This window comes from Bartonella sp. MR100HLJHH, assembly GCF_042194215.1.
In the GTDB taxonomy this organism is placed as follows: Bacteria; Pseudomonadota; Alphaproteobacteria; order Rhizobiales; family Rhizobiaceae; genus Bartonella; species Bartonella grahamii.
The window spans coordinates 166,948-185,609 of sequence record NZ_JBHIMR010000001.1; the positions used below are offsets into that span (position 1 = coordinate 166,948).

The following is an 18,662-nucleotide window of genomic DNA, read 5'->3' on the forward strand; positions in this document are numbered from 1 at the left end:
TTAAATTTTCCAACCTGAATGCAGCGCTGCAATCGCACCGGTGAGATTGCGGTACGATACCCGCGAAAATCCTGCATGCTTGATCATATGGGCAAAATCATCTTGCTTAGGAAATTTGCGGATAGATTCAACCAAATAACGATAAGCATCACCATCATTTGCAATAAATTGACCAAGCTTAGGGATAGCATGGAAAGACCAAAGATCATAAATTTTATCCAGCAGAGGCGTCTCGACATTTGAAAATTCTAAACATAAAAAACGTCCACCGGGCTTTAAAACACGAAAAGCTTCTCTAAGAGCTTGATCAATATGAGGAACATTGCGAATTCCAAAAGCAATAGTGTAAGCGTCAAAGCTTTGATCTTCAAAAGGTAGATTTTCTGCATTGGCTTCAACAAAATCAATCAGAGGGGCAAGACCATTTTTTTGTGCGCGCTTTTTGCCAATGTTGAGCATTGAGCCGTTAATATCAAGCACTGTAGCATGGGCTTTTTGGCGTGAAGCATTGAGAATACGAAAAGCAATATCACCTGTACCGCCAGCGACATCAAGAACTTTCCAATGAGAAAGTGCTGGTGGGGAAAGCCAAGCAATCATGGAATTTTTCCACACACGGTGTAACCCTAATGATAAGATATCATTCATCTTGTCATAATTTTCAGCAACAGAATGAAACACACCATCCACCATGGATTGTTTTTGTGTTTCATCTACTCTTGTAAAACCAAAAGAGTGCTCCATGCCACCCTTGGCTCCTACACGTTCTGTTTCAACTGCCATGTGTATGACCTTCCTTATTTTTCTTTTATCGTAAATGAAATAAAGAGGGAATGTTCAAATACGAAAAAACAACGTATAAAACTGCGACATTTACACAGCTAAAAACAGAAGAGTACCTTTAGATATCAAGATTGGCAACGCTTAAGGCATTGTCTTGAATAAAAATACGTCTAGGTTCAACTTCATCACCCATGAGACGAGAAAAGAGTGAATCTGCATCGGTTGCATCATGAATTTTTACTTGTAAAAGAGAACGTGCATTAGGATCAAGCGTTGTTTCCCAAAGCTGTTCAGCATTCATTTCCCCAAGACCTTTATAACGTTGAAGAGTAATACCTTTTTTACCATTTGTAAAAATGCTCTCTAAGAGGCTCATAGGACCAAAAATACGCTCTGTTTTATCTTTGCGACGTAAAAGAACAGGAGGATGATATATGTCGATAAAATTTTGGGAAATGCGATCAATTTGGCGTGCGTCAGTTGAATTTATAAGTCCCACATCAAGCGTAACAACATCTTTAACACCACGCAAAATACGCTCAAAACATAAGTTTCCATCTGCTGTATATTGTCCACTCCAACCTTGTTCCATATCATCAGCAATCAGATTAAGGCGGTGTGCTATAGTATCTGCTATTTTTTGCGCTTTTTCTTGTGTTGCAAAGACTTCAAGATTAAAAGCGCCAACGATTGCTGCTTGTTCAACGATATTACGGTCATAACGGGTATGAAGACCATCTAAAAGTTGACGTAATATACGAGCATCTTTAGCGAGTTGATACAAATCAGCCCCTGCACGAACTTCTCCCGTTGAAAGCTCAAGCGTTGTTTCTTCTAATCCAGTATCGATCAAGAATTCTTCAAATGCTGCTTCATTTTTAATATATTGGGAAGATTTTCCACGCGATACTTTATAAAGAGGAGGCTGAGCAATATAAAGATGCCCACGTTCAATCAACTCGGGCATTTGTCTAAAAAAGAAAGTGAGCAGCAGAGTACGAATATGGGCTCCATCAACGTCCGCATCTGTCATGATAATAATCTTATGATAACGTAATTTATCCGGTGAAAATTCATCTTTACCGATAGACGTTCCAAGAGCTGTAATAAGTGTTCCAATCATATCAGATGAGAGCATGCGGTCGAAACGTGCTCGTTCAACATTGAGAATTTTACCACGAAGGGGTAAAATTGCTTGATTTTGACGTGAGCGCCCACTTTTTGCTGAACCGCCAGCCGAATCCCCCTCGACAATAAAGATTTCTGATTTTGCAGGATCACGTTCTTGGCAATCGGCAAGTTTTCCTGGTAAAGAAGTGATATCAAGCGCCCCTTTTCGTCTTGTGAGTTCACGTGCTTTGCGTGCTGCTTCACGTGCTGTTGCAGCTTCTACCACTTTACTAATGAGAAGTTTTGCTTCATGAGGATGTTCTTCCAGCCATACTGAAAGACCTTCATTGACCAAATTTTCAACAATAGGACGCACTTCAGAAGAGACTAACTTATCCTTTGTTTGTGAAGAAAACTTTGGATCAGGAACTTTCACAGAAAGAATAGCTGTTAATCCTTCACGGCAGTCATCACCGGTTAAGTTTACTTTTTCTTTTTTAGCAATACCTGAAGATTCAGCATAGCCATTAATTTGGCGCGTAAGGGCACTTCTAAAACCTATCAAATGAGTTCCACCGTCACGCTGAGGAATATTATTGGTAAAACACAGGACCTTCTCATGATAGGAATCATTCCACCATAGGGCAACATCAACGCTCATACCATCTTTTTCACTTGCAATGTAAATAGGATTATCAAGCAGAGCTTTTTTTGATTGATCAATATATTTGACAAACTCCGTTAATCCACCTTCATAATGTAATTCAATTGATTTAGTATCAGCATGACGCTCGTCAACAAGGAGAATATAAACGCCAGAATTTAGAAAGGCTAATTCCCGTAAACGGCGCTCCAAAGTTTCAAAATCAAACTCAACCATAGTAAAAGTTTCAGAACTTGGTAAAAATCTGATTTCTGTTCCACTTTCTCTATCGCAATCGCCAATAACTTTTAATGGAGCATCAGCCACTCCGTGGGTAAATGATATTTCATGAATTTTACCATTCCGTCTGATTTGCAATTTAAGCCAAACGGATAATGCATTCACAACAGAGACGCCAACACCGTGTAATCCACCTGAAACTTTATAAGAGTTTTGATCAAACTTTCCGCCGGCATGAAGCTGTGTCATAATAACTTCAGCTGCAGAAACACCTTCTGTTGGATGGATATCTGTCGGAATTCCACGTCCATTATCACGAACAGAACAAGAACCATCAGCATGGAGTGTGACGTTTACAAGAGTAGCATGACCGGCTAAAGCTTCATCGATAGCATTGTCTACAACTTCATAGACCATATGGTGTAAACCCGATCCATCATCAGTATCACCGATATACATACCAGGACGTTTGCGTACAGCATCAAGGCCTTTGAGGACTTTGATAGAAGAAGCGCCATAATCATCACTTTGTGCCGCTGAGGTTATTTCATCACTCATAAGTTAGTCCATTCCTGTGTTCAATTTACAATATTCTATCTGCTTTTTTAAAGCTTAATGTTCTGATCAGTTATTTATGGAATAACCACATTAAACATTTACCGTATATCAGAACTAGATTCAATATCTGTCGATATATAATGAAGAGAATGATGAAATGAGATTGTACTGTTATGTCGTAAAACTCCGTCATTTAGGGCGGTGATATGGTGATATAAGGAAAGTAAGCACTACCTTGATACATTAAGTATTTTTAAAGTGTGTGGTGAATATTCGGAGCAGGGTTTATTTGTATAACCTTTAGTTAAGTAAATTGCATGAGTGGATAGCCCCAAAGAATTAGTCGAGAGAAGCAGGACTGTCTAGACGTCAACGCTAGTAGGAATCCTTTTCCTTTGAGGTGTGGGAATGAGGTCAATTAAGCTTTACAATAATGATGCTATTTATTTTGTTTATTTTTGCATATGCGTAATGTTTCAAAATTAGTTATACATTTTTGTGTTAGACTAACAAAGGTCTTACTTGTTTTATCCATAAATCAATTTTCAATTCTAATGTTGCCGTATATTTAAAACAAAGGTTACGAGCTCTCTAAGCAGCTCAAATTTTTATATATTAGATTGAGGCGAAAATATTGGGTATATTGGTTTGTGGCATCTTTAAAATGTGGAAAATATAAAGGCGTAAATGTAAAAACACGTTTCCACTATCGTTCTTTTATTCAGTTTTACAACTTTTAAAAACGTCTACGGCGATGTTTTTAAAGAATGGGGGTGATGACGCATTGTCTTACGCTTTTGTTTTTCTCATTCCTGTAATGGAGGTTACGTCCCTTATTTAAAACAAAGCCCCATTGCGCTGTTATTCACGCGCTTTTTTAAGAAACATCTCTCAATGTTCCTAAACTCATTTTACAACGATGTTTAAATAGTATAACGCACAATACCCTGTGAATACTACAAGATTCATGTCCCCTATCTTGCCCATATTGACAATAAGGTGCAAACCAGCGGCATCATTTTATTTTCCAGCTCTTAAATGTTGACACAACCTTAATGTTGAGAAACCCCTCGGCATTTGAAGGGTATTTTTACTCTTTTCTTTAATAGTGTCTATATACTCCCTCTGGTTGTGATACGCAAGAAAATGGTTTTGATATTTTGATAAAATGGAGTGTGCCACTAAAGTATGTACAGCTTATTTCTTATATTTAAAAAATCAAATCGCCTTTCTCTAAAATTACTTTTTAAAAATAGCAAGAATTTTATTTATTAAACGCCAGATATTTTGGTGAAGAGCGTTAGATAATAATCGAGAAGAGTTGCATCTTAGCTTTAAAAATGGGGGAGAGATTTTGAAAATAAAAAAATCTATATATATAAAACATCTTCAATTGCGTTTATGGTATTTTTTATTCAATAATCCATACAATATTTTTATTCGTATTTTATTTGTAGCAGGGGGGGTTCTATTTTCCTCTTACGCAGAAGCTGAAAGGTTGCCTTCTTTTTTTGATTCGCATGAACATTTGGTACAACCTGATACGACGGATATTCTTCGTTTGCGTTTTGTAACAACTTTTGATTTTCCTCCTTTTAATTTCCTTGATCAAACGGGGCATCTTGCAGGTTATAATATCGATTTATTGCGCGCTATTTGCTCAAAATTAAAATTAGAGAAGCTTTGTGAAGTAGAAGTAATTCCTTGGAAAGAGCTTGTAGAATATGTTAAAAATGGTGGTGCAGAAGTCATTATTGCGGGTTTAAAAGAAACAAGTAAAACCCAGCAAGATCTTGTTTTTACAAAGTCATATTTGCGCTTTCCAGCGCGATTTGTTGCTTCTCGACTTTTAGATCTCGATGAGCCAATAAGCGATCAATTGGTACATTTAACCAGTGGTGTTTTGTCTAAAAGTATTCACGAAAAGCTCTTTCATCATTATTTTCCTAAAGCAAAATGGCAAGAATTTAAAAAGAGAGAAGAGCTCTATAAAGCATTACAAGAGCGTAAAATTGACCTTATTTTTGATGATGGATTTGCTTTATCGTTATGGTTCAAAAAACAAAAATCTGTTGATTGCTGCCATTTTGTTGGGGGGGCATATATGGCGCCACAGTTATTGGGACAAGGAATGCAGCTTGCTGTTGCAAAAAAGAATGAAAAATTGGTTGATATACTCAATTATGCGCTGAAATCTCTAGAAGAGGATGGTAAACTTACAGAACTTTATTTGCGTTATTTTCCAATAAGTTTTTATTGATGAATAGTTTTTTAGTTAAGGGCTGTTAATCTTTCTGCGCCTAGTCGATAGGAAATAGCTTCTGCGAGATGATAGCGTGAAAGATTATCTGATCCGTCAAGATCAGCAATTGTGCGTGCAACTTTGAGAATGCGATGATAAGCGCGTGCAGAGAGGTGCATTTTTTCACTCACATCTCGTAAGAGTATGGTCGCACTTTTATCAGGAATGGCAATCTGTTCTATAATTTTGGCAGGGCAATCGCCATTGGTGCGAATATGATCAAACCCCATTGTTGCAAAACGTTTAGCTTGAATGGTACGGCATCGTGCGACGCGTTTGGCAACATCGCAGCTTTTTTCTGATTGTTCTGGTTGCATAAGGTCCATAGCTGTCAAAGCAGGGACATCAATCCGTAAATCAATTCGGTCAAGCAGAGGACCAGAAATACGGGACTGATAATCGATTTGGCAGCGTATTCCTTTAGCGCAAACATGGTCTTTTTCGCCTGCCATACCACAACGGCAAGGATTCATTGCGGCAATGAGTTGGAAGCGAGCAGGATAGCTAATATGGTGATTAGCGCGGGCGATAACCGATTCCCCACTTTCTAAGGGTTGACGAAGAGAATCAAGAACCTGCGGAGAAAATTCAGGCAATTCATCAAGGAATAACACACCATTATGGGCAAGAGAGACCTCTCCCGGTCGTCCTTTAAGTCCCCCACCAATCATTGCGGCCATGGAAGCAGAATGATGTGGGGAACGAAAGGGGCAATGAAGTGAAATGGTATTATGAACCGTTTCTCCTGTAATAGAAGCAATCAGAGAGACATCTAAAAGCTCACGGCTATCAAGAGGTGGCAAAATGGAAGGTAAGCGTTGCGCTAACATAGATTTCCCAGCACCAGGAGGTCCTACAAACAAAAGGTTATGGCGTCCAGCAGCACAAACTTCTAAGGCACGTTTGGCTGTTTTCTGTCCTTTGATTTCGCAAAGATCTGGGAGTTCAGTTTCGATAGTATATTGGCGTGGTTGTGGACGTTTTTGAATTTGGGTTCCTTTGAAATGGTTGACTATAGTGAGCAGAGTCTCTGGGGCAAGAATATTTATTTCTGCATTTGCCCAAGCAGCTTCAGGTCCACATTGGAAGGGACAAATCAGTCCTTTATCGAGTGATAAAGCTGTCATGGCAGCTGGTAAAACACCATTAACAGCGGTAAGTGAACCATCCAGTGATAATTCTCCCAAAATGATATAGTCTTGTGCTACTTCAGGAGGGAGGATTCCCATAGCAAGCATTAAGCCTACAGCGATTGGCAAATCATAATGCGAGCCCTCTTTAGGCAAATCAGCTGGTGCAAGATTAATCGTAATCCGTTTAGTAGGCATAGAAAGTCCACAAGCGTGGAGGGCTGCTTGCACACGTTCACGGCTTTCTGCAACTGCCTTATCAGCTAATCCAACAATAGCCATTCCTATTTTACCAGACGAAATCATAACCTGTACATCGACAGGGACTGCTTCTAGACCGCGAAAAGCAACAGTTGTAACACGTGCGATCATTTATTTATTTTCCCCTTTAGACTTTGTAGAGACAATCATATCTATGCATAAAAATCAAGAAGCATCTCTATGGTTTTTTTTATAGAGAGATCTATATACATAGGCAGTTTTTTAGCGTCCTCATGGAAAGTCATTTGTACAAATTTAACCATGATAGTATGGGACGCAATAAAACATTTATAATAAGCTAAATAAATATGTTAAGGAAAAAGAATGAGGCTGTTCGTGTTATACAACAGTGCAAAATTTTATGAAAATATAAGGGGAGGGTGACGTTATGTATCGCAGAGTGTTATTTGATGTGATAAAACGTGTAAAATGTGCAAAGTAATTACATTTACCTTTCTTATTTTTATATTATTTAAAGTATAGTAGATGCAAAGTGTATTATAAGGTATCTGATTTTATGGTATACCAGGCAAGAATTTTGTTAAAATCAGGGACTGTGCGCTGTGTATTTATAGGCTTGTGTTTCGCTTTTGCTTTTCCACAGCCACTTGCTGCATTTGATTTTTTCGGCATACCTTTTTTTGGTCAAAAGAAAACAAATTCTCCTTCAAATTATGCCAAAAGTACAGAGAGATTTTATAAAGTTGATGTTGTTGCACCGCCAGGCGCGCCATTAGAAGGTATAAAAATAGTTAAATCTGTTTCTTCTCTTGTTGCTGATAAAGAGAAAGCATCCGCCAGTTCTTCTGGTTTGCTAGCCAAGGCGCGCTCAGATTATCGAGCAATTCTTTCTGCTCTTTATGCTGATGGGCGCTACGGTGGTGTTATTAGTATTAAAATTAATGGCTTAGAAGTCGCTGATTTAAGTCCGGTAACTCAACTTCCAGCACAATCCAATATTGCTATTACAATTAATGCCGGTCCACAATATGTTTTTAGTATTGCAGATATTGATAAAGTAGCTCCGTTTGAAAAACGTAAAGCGCATAAAATGCCCACAATTGAAGAATTGGGCTATAAAGTTGGGGCTATTGCTAAATCTGAAACCATTTTGAAAGCAGAAAAATGGGCGATAGAAGGATGGCGTCAACAAGGTTATGCTAAAGCTAAAATTATGAAAAGTGAGGTCGTGGCTGATCATGCTGCGTTGCGTGTTGAAGGACGGATTGTTGTTGATCTTGGACAAAAGGCTCATTATGGTCCTTTAAGTGTGCGTAATATAAGTAATAAACCACGTGTAGATTCAGCTTATATCGCATGGATGACCGGATTGAAGCAAGGTCAGAAGTACGATTCCGATGCGTTAGCGAAGGCAAATGAACGTCTTGCGCGCCTTGGTGTTTTTCGCGCTATCAATATACGTGAGGCTGATACCATTAATCCAGATGGCAGTTTACCGCTTTCACTTGTTGTACAAGAACGTAAACCGCGCCGTTTTGGTATAGGCGGTAGCTATTCAACATTAGATGGTGCTGGTTTTGAAGCTTATTGGATGCATAACAATCTTTTTGGTCATGCAGAGGTTCTTAAAATTGAAACAAAGATAGGCGGTGTTGGTAGCAATAAAAAGCAATCGTATAATTTTAAAAATTTTGATTATCTTTTCGGTGGCACGTTTATAAAGCCTGGTGTACTTACGCCAGATACAGATCTCAGGTCAGAATTAAAAATACAACAAGATGTTCTAGAAAATTATACGACAAAAGCCATCAAAGGAAGATTAGGGATTACGCATATTTTCAATGGTAATCTATCGGGACAGGCTGCTGTAGAAGTTTCAAATGGTTATTCACGTGATATTTATTTTGGGAGCCGTAATTTTACAACAATAGGTTTTCCTAGCGGTTTGATTTACGATAGTCGTAATAATAAGCTTAATGCAACAAAAGGTTTATATGGTGAAGTTTTCATTGAGCCTTTTTATGAGATGCGTTTTAGCAACTTTGTTGCAAAAGTAACAGCAGAAGGTCGTTCTTACTGGGCGTTGGATGAAGGGAATCGTTTTGTTTTTGCTACGCGGGCAAAGCTTGGTACAATTCTTGGGAATGATACAGCACAAATCCCCGCGAATACGCTTTTTTTTGCTGGTGGTGGGGGCTCTGTTCGTGGTTATGCTTACCGTAATATTGGTATCAAAACAGAAAATGATGCGGTTGTTGGTGGACGGGCAGTTGTTGAGGGATCGGCAGAATTGCGTGTTTCTTTAAATGACAAAATAGGGTTTGTCGGTTTTCTTGATGGAGGTTTAGTAGGGGAAAAGGCGAATTTTGATTTTTCTCAAAAAATTAAATGGGGAGCCGGTATAGGAGGTCGTTATATGACGGGTCTTGGTCCTTTACGCGTTGATTTAGCCTTTCCTTTAAAGAGAGAGAAGGGTGATCCTCGCATTGGTTTTTATGTGGGTATAGGGCAAGCATTTTAATGAAAAAAGGTGTACATTTATCAGCTTTCTTCTTTGTATTTTTGTTTTTTGGGGTGGGTGGTTTTGTTTTTGCGCAAAGAGGAGATACTCTTCCCTCTAGCGAAATGAAAACAGATGATCGCTCATGGTTTGTTTCTTTAATTGAACGAAAGCTTTCAGCGCCCAATCGTCAAGTTCGTTTACACAATATGCAAGGGACACTGTCTTCTCAAACATCAATTGATGCTATTACGGTCAGTGATAAAAAAGGGGTTTGGCTTAAAATTACCAATGCTAAAATGAATTGGAATCGTCTAGCGTTGCTGAGAGGGCGGATGGATATTAACCAGCTTTCGGCAGAACAGGTTACATTTTTACGCAAACCGCAAGGCAATTCTTCTTTTGTTTCTTCCCTTGAGACGGGTAAGTTCTCTTTACCAAAATTGCCGCTTGCTCTTTCTATCAATACGCTTACAGCTCAACATGTGATATTTGAACAGAATCTTTTTGGTTTTTCTGCTGATATGTCCCTAAAAGGCAAATTCACTTTAGCTAGTGGTAATTTTGATGTCGATATAGCGGCGCATCGTTTAGATGCACCGGGTTCTTTTTCTGTTCTCACCAAGATATCTGATAGTAATCGTACAGCTCAAATTGATATTTCTGCTAACGAACCACAAAATGGTATTTTGGCGAATATTTTTAACATTGAACAACGTCCAGCACTAAATCTCGTCGTGAAAGGTGATGGTACTTTTGATGATTTGGTTATCAAACTTTCTTTAGAGTCTGATCATCATTCTATTTTAGATGGTAATGTTATTCTTGCAAGTGTTCCAGAAGGACACAGTTTTTCTACGAAATTAGAGGGAACACTGAGCCCTTTAATGCCTTCTCAATATCATAGTCTCTTCGAATCTGATATAACATTAAAAGCAAAGGCAAGAAGAACAAAAGAAGGTGTGACACACCTTGATCAGATGGTTATTCAGAGCAAAGCAATGAATGTTATAGCCAATGCTGAAATAACTGCCGATGGATTTTTGCGGCGGCTTTTTGTTGATGGTAAAATGGCTCTTGATAACGAACAGGAGTCTGTTCATTTACCTGTATCAGAAGTGCCAAAACCTGCCAATACTCTTGCTCTGAACATTGACTATGGTCGCGAAGGGCAACAATCTTGGAATGGGCGGTTGGTTGTAGGTCATTTAAGCAATAAAAATATTTATATTCGCGATGCAATTTTTGATATGGGAGGAGTAAGCGAAAATCTTGATAATTCAGCTTCTCGTCATGTTGGTGTTCAGGTTAAAGGGACGCTTCAAGGGGTTAAAAAGATTAAGGGAGCGTTAGTAGAAAATTTAAGCCAAGCGGTTCATGTGCATTTAGATACGGATATTGTTTCGAATAAACCAATTTTGATTCATGATTTGAGTGTTACGGCTCAGGGTTTTTCTTCTTGGTTAAAAGGGACAATGGAGGGTTTTGTTTTTAAAGGCGACCTCGGTTTAAAAGCTCAAACATTAACTCCTTTGGAAGTGTTCAGTAAACAATCACTTTCTGGTAGTGCCGATATTAAAGCCAAAGGAACGATCAATTTATTGAGTGGCATTTTTGATCTCCAATTATCAGGAATGGCTGACGATATGAAAATAGGCGTGCAGTCTTTTGATCGTTTATTCAAAGGAAACATCACTCTTTCAGGTGGTGCTACGCGAAATACGAAAGGTTTCATTTTTCGTCATTTTAATTTGAAAAATCAATATACAAACATAAAGGCTAATGGTTATTTTTCAGATGAAAGCGCTAAAATGGATCTATCTGCTGAAATATCTGATTTGTCCAAATTAGATCCAAAGATAAGCGGTGCGCTTACAATTGAAAGTACGGCGAGAGGGCGCAATAGCCATATAAAACTAAATACACGTGCCCATATTGCTGAAGCATTAATCGTAGGGAAGAAACTTCAAAATACAACATTTAACATAGATGCACTTGTAGATAATACAGCACCAGTTACTGCTTTAACGGGGGTGATAAAAGGTGAAGGGATTTTTGCTAAGAAACCTTTGCATTTATCGGCCTCTTTTAAAGATTCTCATAAAATTCGAAAACTTGAAAATATCGATATTAGAGGGGGAAGTGCAAAAATAACGGGTGCTCTTTCTCAACAACTTGGCGGTTTTTTGAAAGGAGCGCTGCATATTGATGCCGATGATATTTCCGTACTGTCAGCGTTATTTTTGCAGGATGGTAGTGGAGAAGTAAAAGGAGATTTTATTTTTGATGAACAAAATGGCAGACAAAAAACCAATGTGAAGGCGCATATTAACCATTTGAATTTTTCCAAGAATAAAATAAAAAAATTGGCAATAGATGCTGATATATTCGATCCTTTTGGCATGACACAGTTTGAAGGAGTTATCAATGCAGAACATATTCAAACACCTTTGATAATGGTCAATCGTTTAAATGCTCACGCTGATAGAAATAATGGACAAACGGTTTTTACTGTCCAAGCGATGTTGCATGATACTCTCAATGCACAGCTTTCTGGTCGTTTAATGGTTGAGGAACTTCCAGAAAGTATAAAACGAGAAGTGCAAATTGAAACTGTGGATCTAAAACAACACACTTTTCATGCAAAATTGCTGAAACCATCCATAATTGCTTTTGATAAAGATGGAATGGCAATCAATGAATTAGGAATTGCAATAAATGGAGGCAACATCATCTTAGCAGGGAATATTCAAGATACCCTGAATTTGCAACTTACAATGAATGCGCTTCCTGCTACTTTAGTTAATCTGTGGAAAGCTGATCTTGGAGCAGCAGGGAGTGTAACAGGGCAGGTTATGATTCGTGGTCATTTAACAAAACCTGATATAACTTACGATATAAAAGGTGAGGGACTGACAACCGTTGCTTTTCAAGATAAAAAAATTATGCCTTTTTCTTTTTCTGCTACGGGGAAAACCTTAGATCAAAATCTTACTTTGAATGCAAATTTAACAGGAGAAGGAGTACAAGCACAAGCTCAGGGGCGTGTATCTCTAGAGAAAAATAAGCTTGATCTTCATATTAATTTGCAAAATTTATCTGCACGTTTGGCAAATGGTTTTATTGCAGGACAAGCGCTTGATGGGACAGTGATAGGCAAAGTTGATATTAGTGGAACAATGAAGGATCCATCTGCTCATTTTGAGCTTTCTAGTCAAAGTTTAACCGCTATGACGTATAAAGGACCGATGTCAATCAATATAAATGCTCGTGGTTCTTATAAAAAATCGACTTTTCATATTGAAAATATGATAGCTACTGGAGATAAAGGATTAGATCTTTCCGTCCATGGGCCTGTATCTCTTAACGGTTCAGAGGCAAAATTAAACGTTAAAGGGATAATGCCTCTTGATTTTGTTAATCTCTTATTAGCTAAGCGTGGTGCACATATAACGGGTACAGCAAGAATTGATACAGCTCTTAATGGGGCGTTATCAAAACCACAATTGATAGGAAATATTTCTATAGGCGACGGTAGCTTTTTTGATTCACAAACAAATGTAGGGTTGAATAATATAACGCTTGAAGGCAAATTGAACGGTGATCATATCCTTATAGAGAAAGCTTCAGCTTCTTCGTTTGAGGGGGGGAGAATTTCTGCTTCAGGTCGTATCTCTAATGGTCTAGAGACAGATTTGATATTTCATCTTGATAATGCCAATTATAATGATGGTTCTATGATTCTGGCAACATTATCAGGTGAGATGACAATGACAGGTCATTTTTTAAATGATCTTGTTCTTGGTGGTGATATCATCGTTGAAAAAGCTGAAGTTTTTATTCCTGATCATTTTAAAAGTGCCAAGTTTCTTGATATCAGAAATAAGAATTTAACTAAATCGATTCAAACAACACTTGAACGTGCTGATGTTAAGAACACGAACAAAAGCAAAAGCCGGATTGTTACACAAGAATCTTCATCTGTTGTGCTATCAAATATGCGTATTACAGCACGCAATCAATTTTTTGTACGCGGAAAAGGGTTAGATGCTGAACTGGGAGGACTCATTAATCTAGCAGGTCCATTGAATGATGTGCATCCAGTTGGTGAATTTAGAATGATTCGTGGACGTTTTGATATTCTTTCGCAACGTCTTAATTTTGATCAAGGACAAGCGAGTTTTAGCGGTAATCTTAATCCTACGGTTTATTTTGTAACCAACAATAACAGTGGTGATATTCAAGTCACTGTAACTGTAAGTGGGACGATTGATAATCTTGATATTAATTTTTCTTCACAACCGAATTTGCCTCAGGATGAGATTTTGGCGCGTTTGATTTTTAATCGCTCTCTTAATGAATTATCACCATTTCAGATTGCTCAACTTGCAGCAGCAGCGGCTGATCTTGCAGGTGCTTCTAATACATCTTTGTTGAATACTTTACGAACTAAAATTGGGCTTGATGATCTTGATGTTATCGTTAATGAGAAGGGTAATACAGGCTTACGTATTGGACGCTACATACACAATAATATTTATTTGGGCTTTGAAGCAGGGTCCGATGGAACGACGAAAGGGACAATTAATTTAGATATTTCGCGTCATCTCAAAGCTAAAGGTGCCATAGGAAATGAACAAAATTCTAGTATTGGTCTCTTTTATGAAAGAGATTATTAAAGATTGAATTTAAAAAACAAATTCTTCGTTTTTTGTCTCTCATTTCTAAATCTTAGGAAGAAGACATAGGCTAAAAGTCCTATAAAAGAAGAAGATTTTTTGAGGCGTGAAGAAATATATCTGAAATATTCGATTTTTGTTTATTGTGTTTTTGAATGAGATCACTTTTCTTATAATGAATAGCCCCCCCAAACAGAACACTCCAAAATATAACACTATTGTGTTGCAAATTCATGTGCTTGTTTTAAAGAAACATTTCTCAGTGTGCGCTTGAGCCTATTTCATAAGATTGCTTGTGAAATGATATAAAGTACCCCTTATGAATGGTATAAAATCCATACTACCATTGTCAATAAAGGTATAAGTATTTATTAAAGATATAAGCCGGCATTATCATTCTATTTTCCAGCTTCTCATGTTGCCGACAATCTTTTCACTTGAAAATGTAGAGGTATTTTTATTGCTTATCTTAAGAGTTTTTATGCATACACCAATATCTCTTATGACGTACAACAAGTGCTTTTGATTAATTCATCATAAATATAAAGAAAATTTGCAATAAGTAAATTACATCTTATCTTTTATTTAAGATGTAAAGTAATAAATTATGATTATAAATCAAAGTATTAAAATGCAGGTCAAAAGATATTTTTTGTAAAAATGTTTATCAGAGTTATATGTCATATTTTTCTATTTAGGCGGTTAAAAGAAAGAGGAATGTCATTTTACTTTTCATCTGTTTTTTTGCATGTTGAAATCATAGCCTTATATAAGCACTAACGTTGTGCATTTATAAACTCTTCAAGAAGTTAAGGTATTGGAGGAATATCACTTTAGTTTCGGATGTAGAAAAAACAGCAAAGCTTGCGTTAAAGCAAGCTACAACAGTAAAAAAGTTTTATAATAAATCTTCTCTTATTTTTTCAATGTCTTTCTTTTATGCTGAGTGTATCTATAATTTGCAGCATAATTTATAATTGTCAGCCTATCCTATTGTACCATAAAAGATCGACATTTGAGGTACGGTAATATAAGGCATGTAAGCTTTTTTGACAAAGTATTTTGAAAGCACGTGGTGAATATTTAGGGTAAGCCTTGTATAAGTGAATCACATAAGTTGTTATCAAGTGGAACGAACTCAATAAAAATCTGGATTGTTTACAGATCAGATTGGGTAGAATCTTTGTCCTTTAAGATGTGTGGAGAAAAATTGTCAGTGCAGGGATAAACACGGATAAAGGTTGTATTAATCCAGATTCATCATCATAATCCACGGCAATTTTTTTAAACCTTGATGCTCTCTCTTTTAGGATTGGCAATATTTATGAATGTTTCAACACTTATTTGAGGAAGGGAAGGGGTTTTTGAAGTTTCATTGTTAAAGTCAATTGCATTCAACAAAATGGCGAGTAAAGTTTTCATCTAAATCCAAGAAGTTTATTTTCAATAAACCATAAATTCTTTGCCAATTCTTGATTGAAGTAATACTTTTGCTTGGTAACAAGACTTTTTTATAAATGGAGCATTACCTTCTATCCATTTTTATTTCAAATCTTATTTAAGAATCTAGAAATTAAGAGGTATGTTTTTGAACTGGATATTATGAAGTTTTTTATAAAACCCATGTTCTTTTGCTAGCAATTCTTTCTGAGTACCTTGTTCAATCAGTTGTCCATTTTGTATGACTACAATTTTATGAGCACGAGCAATCGTTGAAAGGCGATGAGCAATAATGATCGTTGTGCGTCCTTTGGTAAGGTGGTGAATGGCTTCATTAATTTGTGCTTCGGTGTGTGAATCAAGCGCACTCGTTGCTTCATCAAGAATCAGAATTTCGCTATCGTGAATCATTGCTCTAGCGATAGCGAGTCGTTGTTTTTGCCCCCCTGAAAGGTTACAGCCATTATCACCTATCTGTGTATCATAACCATTTGGCAAACTCATAATAAAGTCATGAGCATTTGCTGCTTTTGCTGCTTCGATAATTTCGTCATCACTAGCCCCTTCTTTTCCAAGCCCGATATTATATTTAACAGTTCCTTGAAAGAGAAAAGTATCCTGTCCTACATAGGCCATCAGGTTTCTCAGAGAGCGAAATGTTGTGTAGCGAATATCTTGATCATTAATCAATATGCGTCCTTTTATGGGGTCATAGAGGCGCATAATAAGGTTGATAAGGGTTGACTTTCCCGAACCGGATGGTCCCACTAATGCTGTCATTTTTCCGGCTTCTATTTCTAGGTTGATATCTTTCAATATCATTTTGTTATTAGTGTATGCAAAAGAAACATGTTCGAAACGAATAGTTCCTTGCGTTTTACTCAGATCTTTAGCTTCTTTATGTTCTATAACTGTAAGGGGACAATCGAGTATTTCAAACATCGTACGGATATTGACCAAGCCAGATTCAATTTTGACACGTACATTTGCTAGCCTTTTTGCGGGTTCATACGCTAAAAGTAAAGCAACAATAAAGGACATAAATTCACCTTGAACACCTGCGCGTTGGGTTGCAAGATAACCGGAAAAACAAATAATACCTGCAATGGCAACACCCGTGAGTGTTTCCATAATCGGACTGGTAATAGCTTCGAGTGTTGCAATATTGTTTGTTTGTTTTTCAACATCACAAATGGCTTTGTCCATTCGTTTTTTCATGACTTCTTCTAGTGAAAAGGCCTTTATGATTCGAATACCAACAGCCGTTTCCTGTACGATTTTGATAATTTCACCAAGTGAAAGGAGCTCTTTTTCCATCAGGCGGCGAACGCGTTTTAAAGCCATTCGAACGCCTAAAAAAGCTAGTGGTCCTACGATTAAAGTAATGGAGATTAACACAAAGTTTTGAATGAACATGACAAGCAACAGACCACTAACGGAAAGCAAATCACGTACAAAAGTTGTGATAATAGTATCAATTATATTACGTACAGCTGTCGCATTATGAGTTACACGAACAAGAAGATCAGATGAAGTGTTATTATGATAAAAAGAGACTCCTTGTTCCATAAGTCGTGCAAAAATTTTACGCTGTTGTTCAGCAATGATACTATTGCCTGCTTTGTTTAGAAAGTAAGTTTGGGAAAAAGTTGCAACTCCTTTGAGAATAAAGATAAAAGCAATGAAGCTAGAAATCAAAACAATTATAGGAAAATTTTGTGCATCAATAATCTGATTAACAACATCACGCATAATCCATGCACTGGTTGCTGTGGTACAAGAAATGATGATCATTGAGAAAATAGCCGCACTGTACCAACGCATATGTTTACGAAAATTTTCTCGCAAAAGGCGGATAATAAGATGTTTATCAAAAGAGGAAATTTGTTTTTTAGCCATGAATTGCTTCCATATTCTCTCATTATTTTATGCAAGATTGAAACATTCTTAATTAAAAAGCCCCTTAATCTTTTTTACAAAAATAGCCTTTTCTTTCAAGGTTCATCACATCAATTTCACGACGGCGAGAGTGAAAAATGTAGTGCAAAGTTTCTGTAAAAGGTATAGTAAAAATTCGTTGTTCATCATTATTTTTAATTTTCAATAAAAGGTAACGGCGAGTTTCACCATTGTATTTACCAATTTCCATATTGTGATAGCCTTTGGCACTTGAAATAGCTCACAAAAAACATTTCTGCTTTTTTAATAATTTTTATGTATCATCTCCGTTTGTGATGTGTAAGCAAACAATTTTGCCGCATTGCATGATAAGAGAGCTTGAAATAAGAAGACCTTACGATGTTTGAGCTTTCTCATTTAATATGCAAAATAACGAATTCTTCTTATAAATCGATAAGGATTTATACACATTTATAAAACCTTAAAAGCACCACAAAAACTCTATGTGGTGCTTCTAAATAATGCCATACGCCTATTTTGATGAGTTGCATGCAAATATTATTCTAATGCAAAACTATTTAGGTGCTATCACCATCATCATTTGCCGGCCTTCAAGCTTTGGCTCCAATTCAATTTTGGCAATTTCACTTGTATCTTCTTTCACACGCTGAAGAAGCTTTAATCCAAGATCTTGGTGAGCCATCTCACGACCACGAAAACGCAAAGTAATCTTTACTTTATCACCATGATCAATAAAGCGATGAACAGCCTTGAGTTTGACTCCATAATCATGGACATCAACATTTGGGCGCATCTTAATCTCTTTGATTTCGATGACTTTTTGCTTCTTACGTGTTTCAGCAGCTTTTTTTTGGGTTTGATATTTTAATTTGCCCAAATCGATGATTTTACATACGGGTGGCTCCGCATTTGGTACAATCTCAACCAAATCAAGCCCCGCATCTGCAGCCATAGCAAGAGCTTCTTGTATCCCAACAACCCCCTGATGTTGTCCCTCATCATTGATAAGCTGAACATGAGGTACTCGGATATCCTGATTTGAACGTGGTCCGTCTTTTTGGGTAGGTGTCATTTTAAACGGTTTACGAATGGTTTATGCTCCTTAATTTTGATTCAACTACAGTTAATTTAATAT

General features: G+C 37.1%; 9 protein-coding genes. 3 read left to right on the forward strand and 6 right to left on the reverse strand.

What is annotated here, in order from left to right; all coding sequences use genetic code 11:
* Both ubiE and gyrB read right to left on the reverse strand, forming a co-directional pair.
* Positions 1-783, reverse strand: coding sequence for a bifunctional demethylmenaquinone methyltransferase/2-methoxy-6-polyprenyl-1,4-benzoquinol methylase UbiE (gene ubiE / locus ACFIJ7_RS00690; RefSeq protein ID WP_375644367.1), 783 nt, complete (start codon positions 781-783; stop codon positions 1-3).
* A gap of 118 nt (positions 784-901) precedes the next feature.
* Entirely contained in the window at positions 902-3,334 is a 2,433-nt protein-coding gene (gyrB, locus tag ACFIJ7_RS00695) for a DNA topoisomerase (ATP-hydrolyzing) subunit B (RefSeq protein ID WP_375644368.1), read from the reverse strand.
* A 1,354-nt stretch (positions 3,335-4,688) separates the two neighbouring features.
* Between gyrB and ACFIJ7_RS00700 the strand changes: the two genes are divergently transcribed.
* Positions 4,689-5,594 (forward strand): transporter substrate-binding domain-containing protein, encoded by a 906-nt coding sequence (locus ACFIJ7_RS00700; RefSeq protein ID WP_375644369.1) that lies wholly within the window; start codon positions 4,689-4,691, stop codon positions 5,592-5,594.
* 11 nt (positions 5,595-5,605) lie between these two features.
* On the opposite strand, the gene ACFIJ7_RS00705 is transcribed toward ACFIJ7_RS00700, so the two are convergent.
* Positions 5,606-7,138: a YifB family Mg chelatase-like AAA ATPase gene (locus ACFIJ7_RS00705; protein WP_375635385.1), complete on the reverse strand. Its 1,533-nt coding sequence runs from the start codon at positions 7,136-7,138 to the stop codon at positions 5,606-5,608.
* A gap of 406 nt (positions 7,139-7,544) precedes the next feature.
* On the opposite strand from ACFIJ7_RS00705, the gene ACFIJ7_RS00710 reads away from it, so the two are divergent.
* Both ACFIJ7_RS00710 and ACFIJ7_RS00715 read left to right on the forward strand, forming a co-directional pair.
* Positions 7,545-9,509 carry an autotransporter assembly complex family protein gene (locus tag ACFIJ7_RS00710; protein ID WP_375635386.1) on the forward strand — a complete coding sequence of 655 codons (1,965 nt, stop codon included), beginning with the start codon at positions 7,545-7,547 and terminating at the stop codon, positions 9,507-9,509.
* A complete protein-coding gene (locus ACFIJ7_RS00715) occupies positions 9,509-14,167 on the forward strand; it encodes a translocation/assembly module TamB domain-containing protein (protein ID WP_375644370.1) in 4,659 nt (1,552 codons plus the stop codon). The genes ACFIJ7_RS00710 and ACFIJ7_RS00715 overlap by 1 nt, the downstream gene beginning before the upstream one ends.
* 1,566 nt (positions 14,168-15,733) lie before the next feature.
* Here the strand turns inward: ACFIJ7_RS00715 and ACFIJ7_RS00720 are convergent.
* The 3 genes from ACFIJ7_RS00720 to infC form a co-directional block, all read right to left on the reverse strand.
* Positions 15,734-17,506: an ABC transporter ATP-binding protein gene (locus ACFIJ7_RS00720; protein ID WP_375644371.1), complete on the reverse strand. Its 1,773-nt coding sequence runs from the start codon at positions 17,504-17,506 to the stop codon at positions 15,734-15,736.
* 64 nt (positions 17,507-17,570) lie between these two features.
* On the reverse strand, positions 17,571-17,756 hold the full coding sequence (locus ACFIJ7_RS00725) for a hypothetical protein (RefSeq protein ID WP_375635389.1): 186 nt from the start codon (positions 17,754-17,756) through the stop codon (positions 17,571-17,573).
* A gap of 324 nt (positions 17,757-18,080) precedes the next feature.
* A complete protein-coding gene (infC, locus tag ACFIJ7_RS00730; RefSeq protein WP_375644372.1) occupies positions 18,081-18,599 on the reverse strand; it encodes a translation initiation factor IF-3 in 519 nt (172 codons plus the stop codon).
* Positions 18,600-18,662: the final 63 nt, after the last annotated feature.

Bases quoted from the DNA above. Each gene is read 5' to 3' on its own strand.
- ubiE (WP_375644367.1), bottom strand. From the start codon at position 783: ATGGCAGTTGAAACAGAACGTGTAGGAGCCAAGGGTGGCATGGAGCAC.
- gyrB (WP_375644368.1), bottom strand. From the start codon at position 3,334: ATGAGTGATGAAATAACCTCAGCGGCACAAAGTGATGATTATGGCGCT.
- ACFIJ7_RS00705 (WP_375635385.1), bottom strand. From the start codon at position 7,138: ATGATCGCACGTGTTACAACTGTTGCTTTTCGCGGTCTAGAAGCAGTC.
- ACFIJ7_RS00710 (WP_375635386.1), top strand. From the start codon at position 7,545: ATGGTATACCAGGCAAGAATTTTGTTAAAATCAGGGACTGTGCGCTGT.
- ACFIJ7_RS00715 (WP_375644370.1), top strand. From the start codon at position 9,509: ATGAAAAAAGGTGTACATTTATCAGCTTTCTTCTTTGTATTTTTGTTT.
- ACFIJ7_RS00720 (WP_375644371.1), bottom strand. From the start codon at position 17,506: ATGGCTAAAAAACAAATTTCCTCTTTTGATAAACATCTTATTATCCGC.
- ACFIJ7_RS00725 (WP_375635389.1), bottom strand. From the start codon at position 17,756: ATGGAAATTGGTAAATACAATGGTGAAACTCGCCGTTACCTTTTATTG.
- infC (WP_375644372.1), bottom strand. From the start codon at position 18,599: ATGACACCTACCCAAAAAGACGGACCACGTTCAAATCAGGATATCCGA.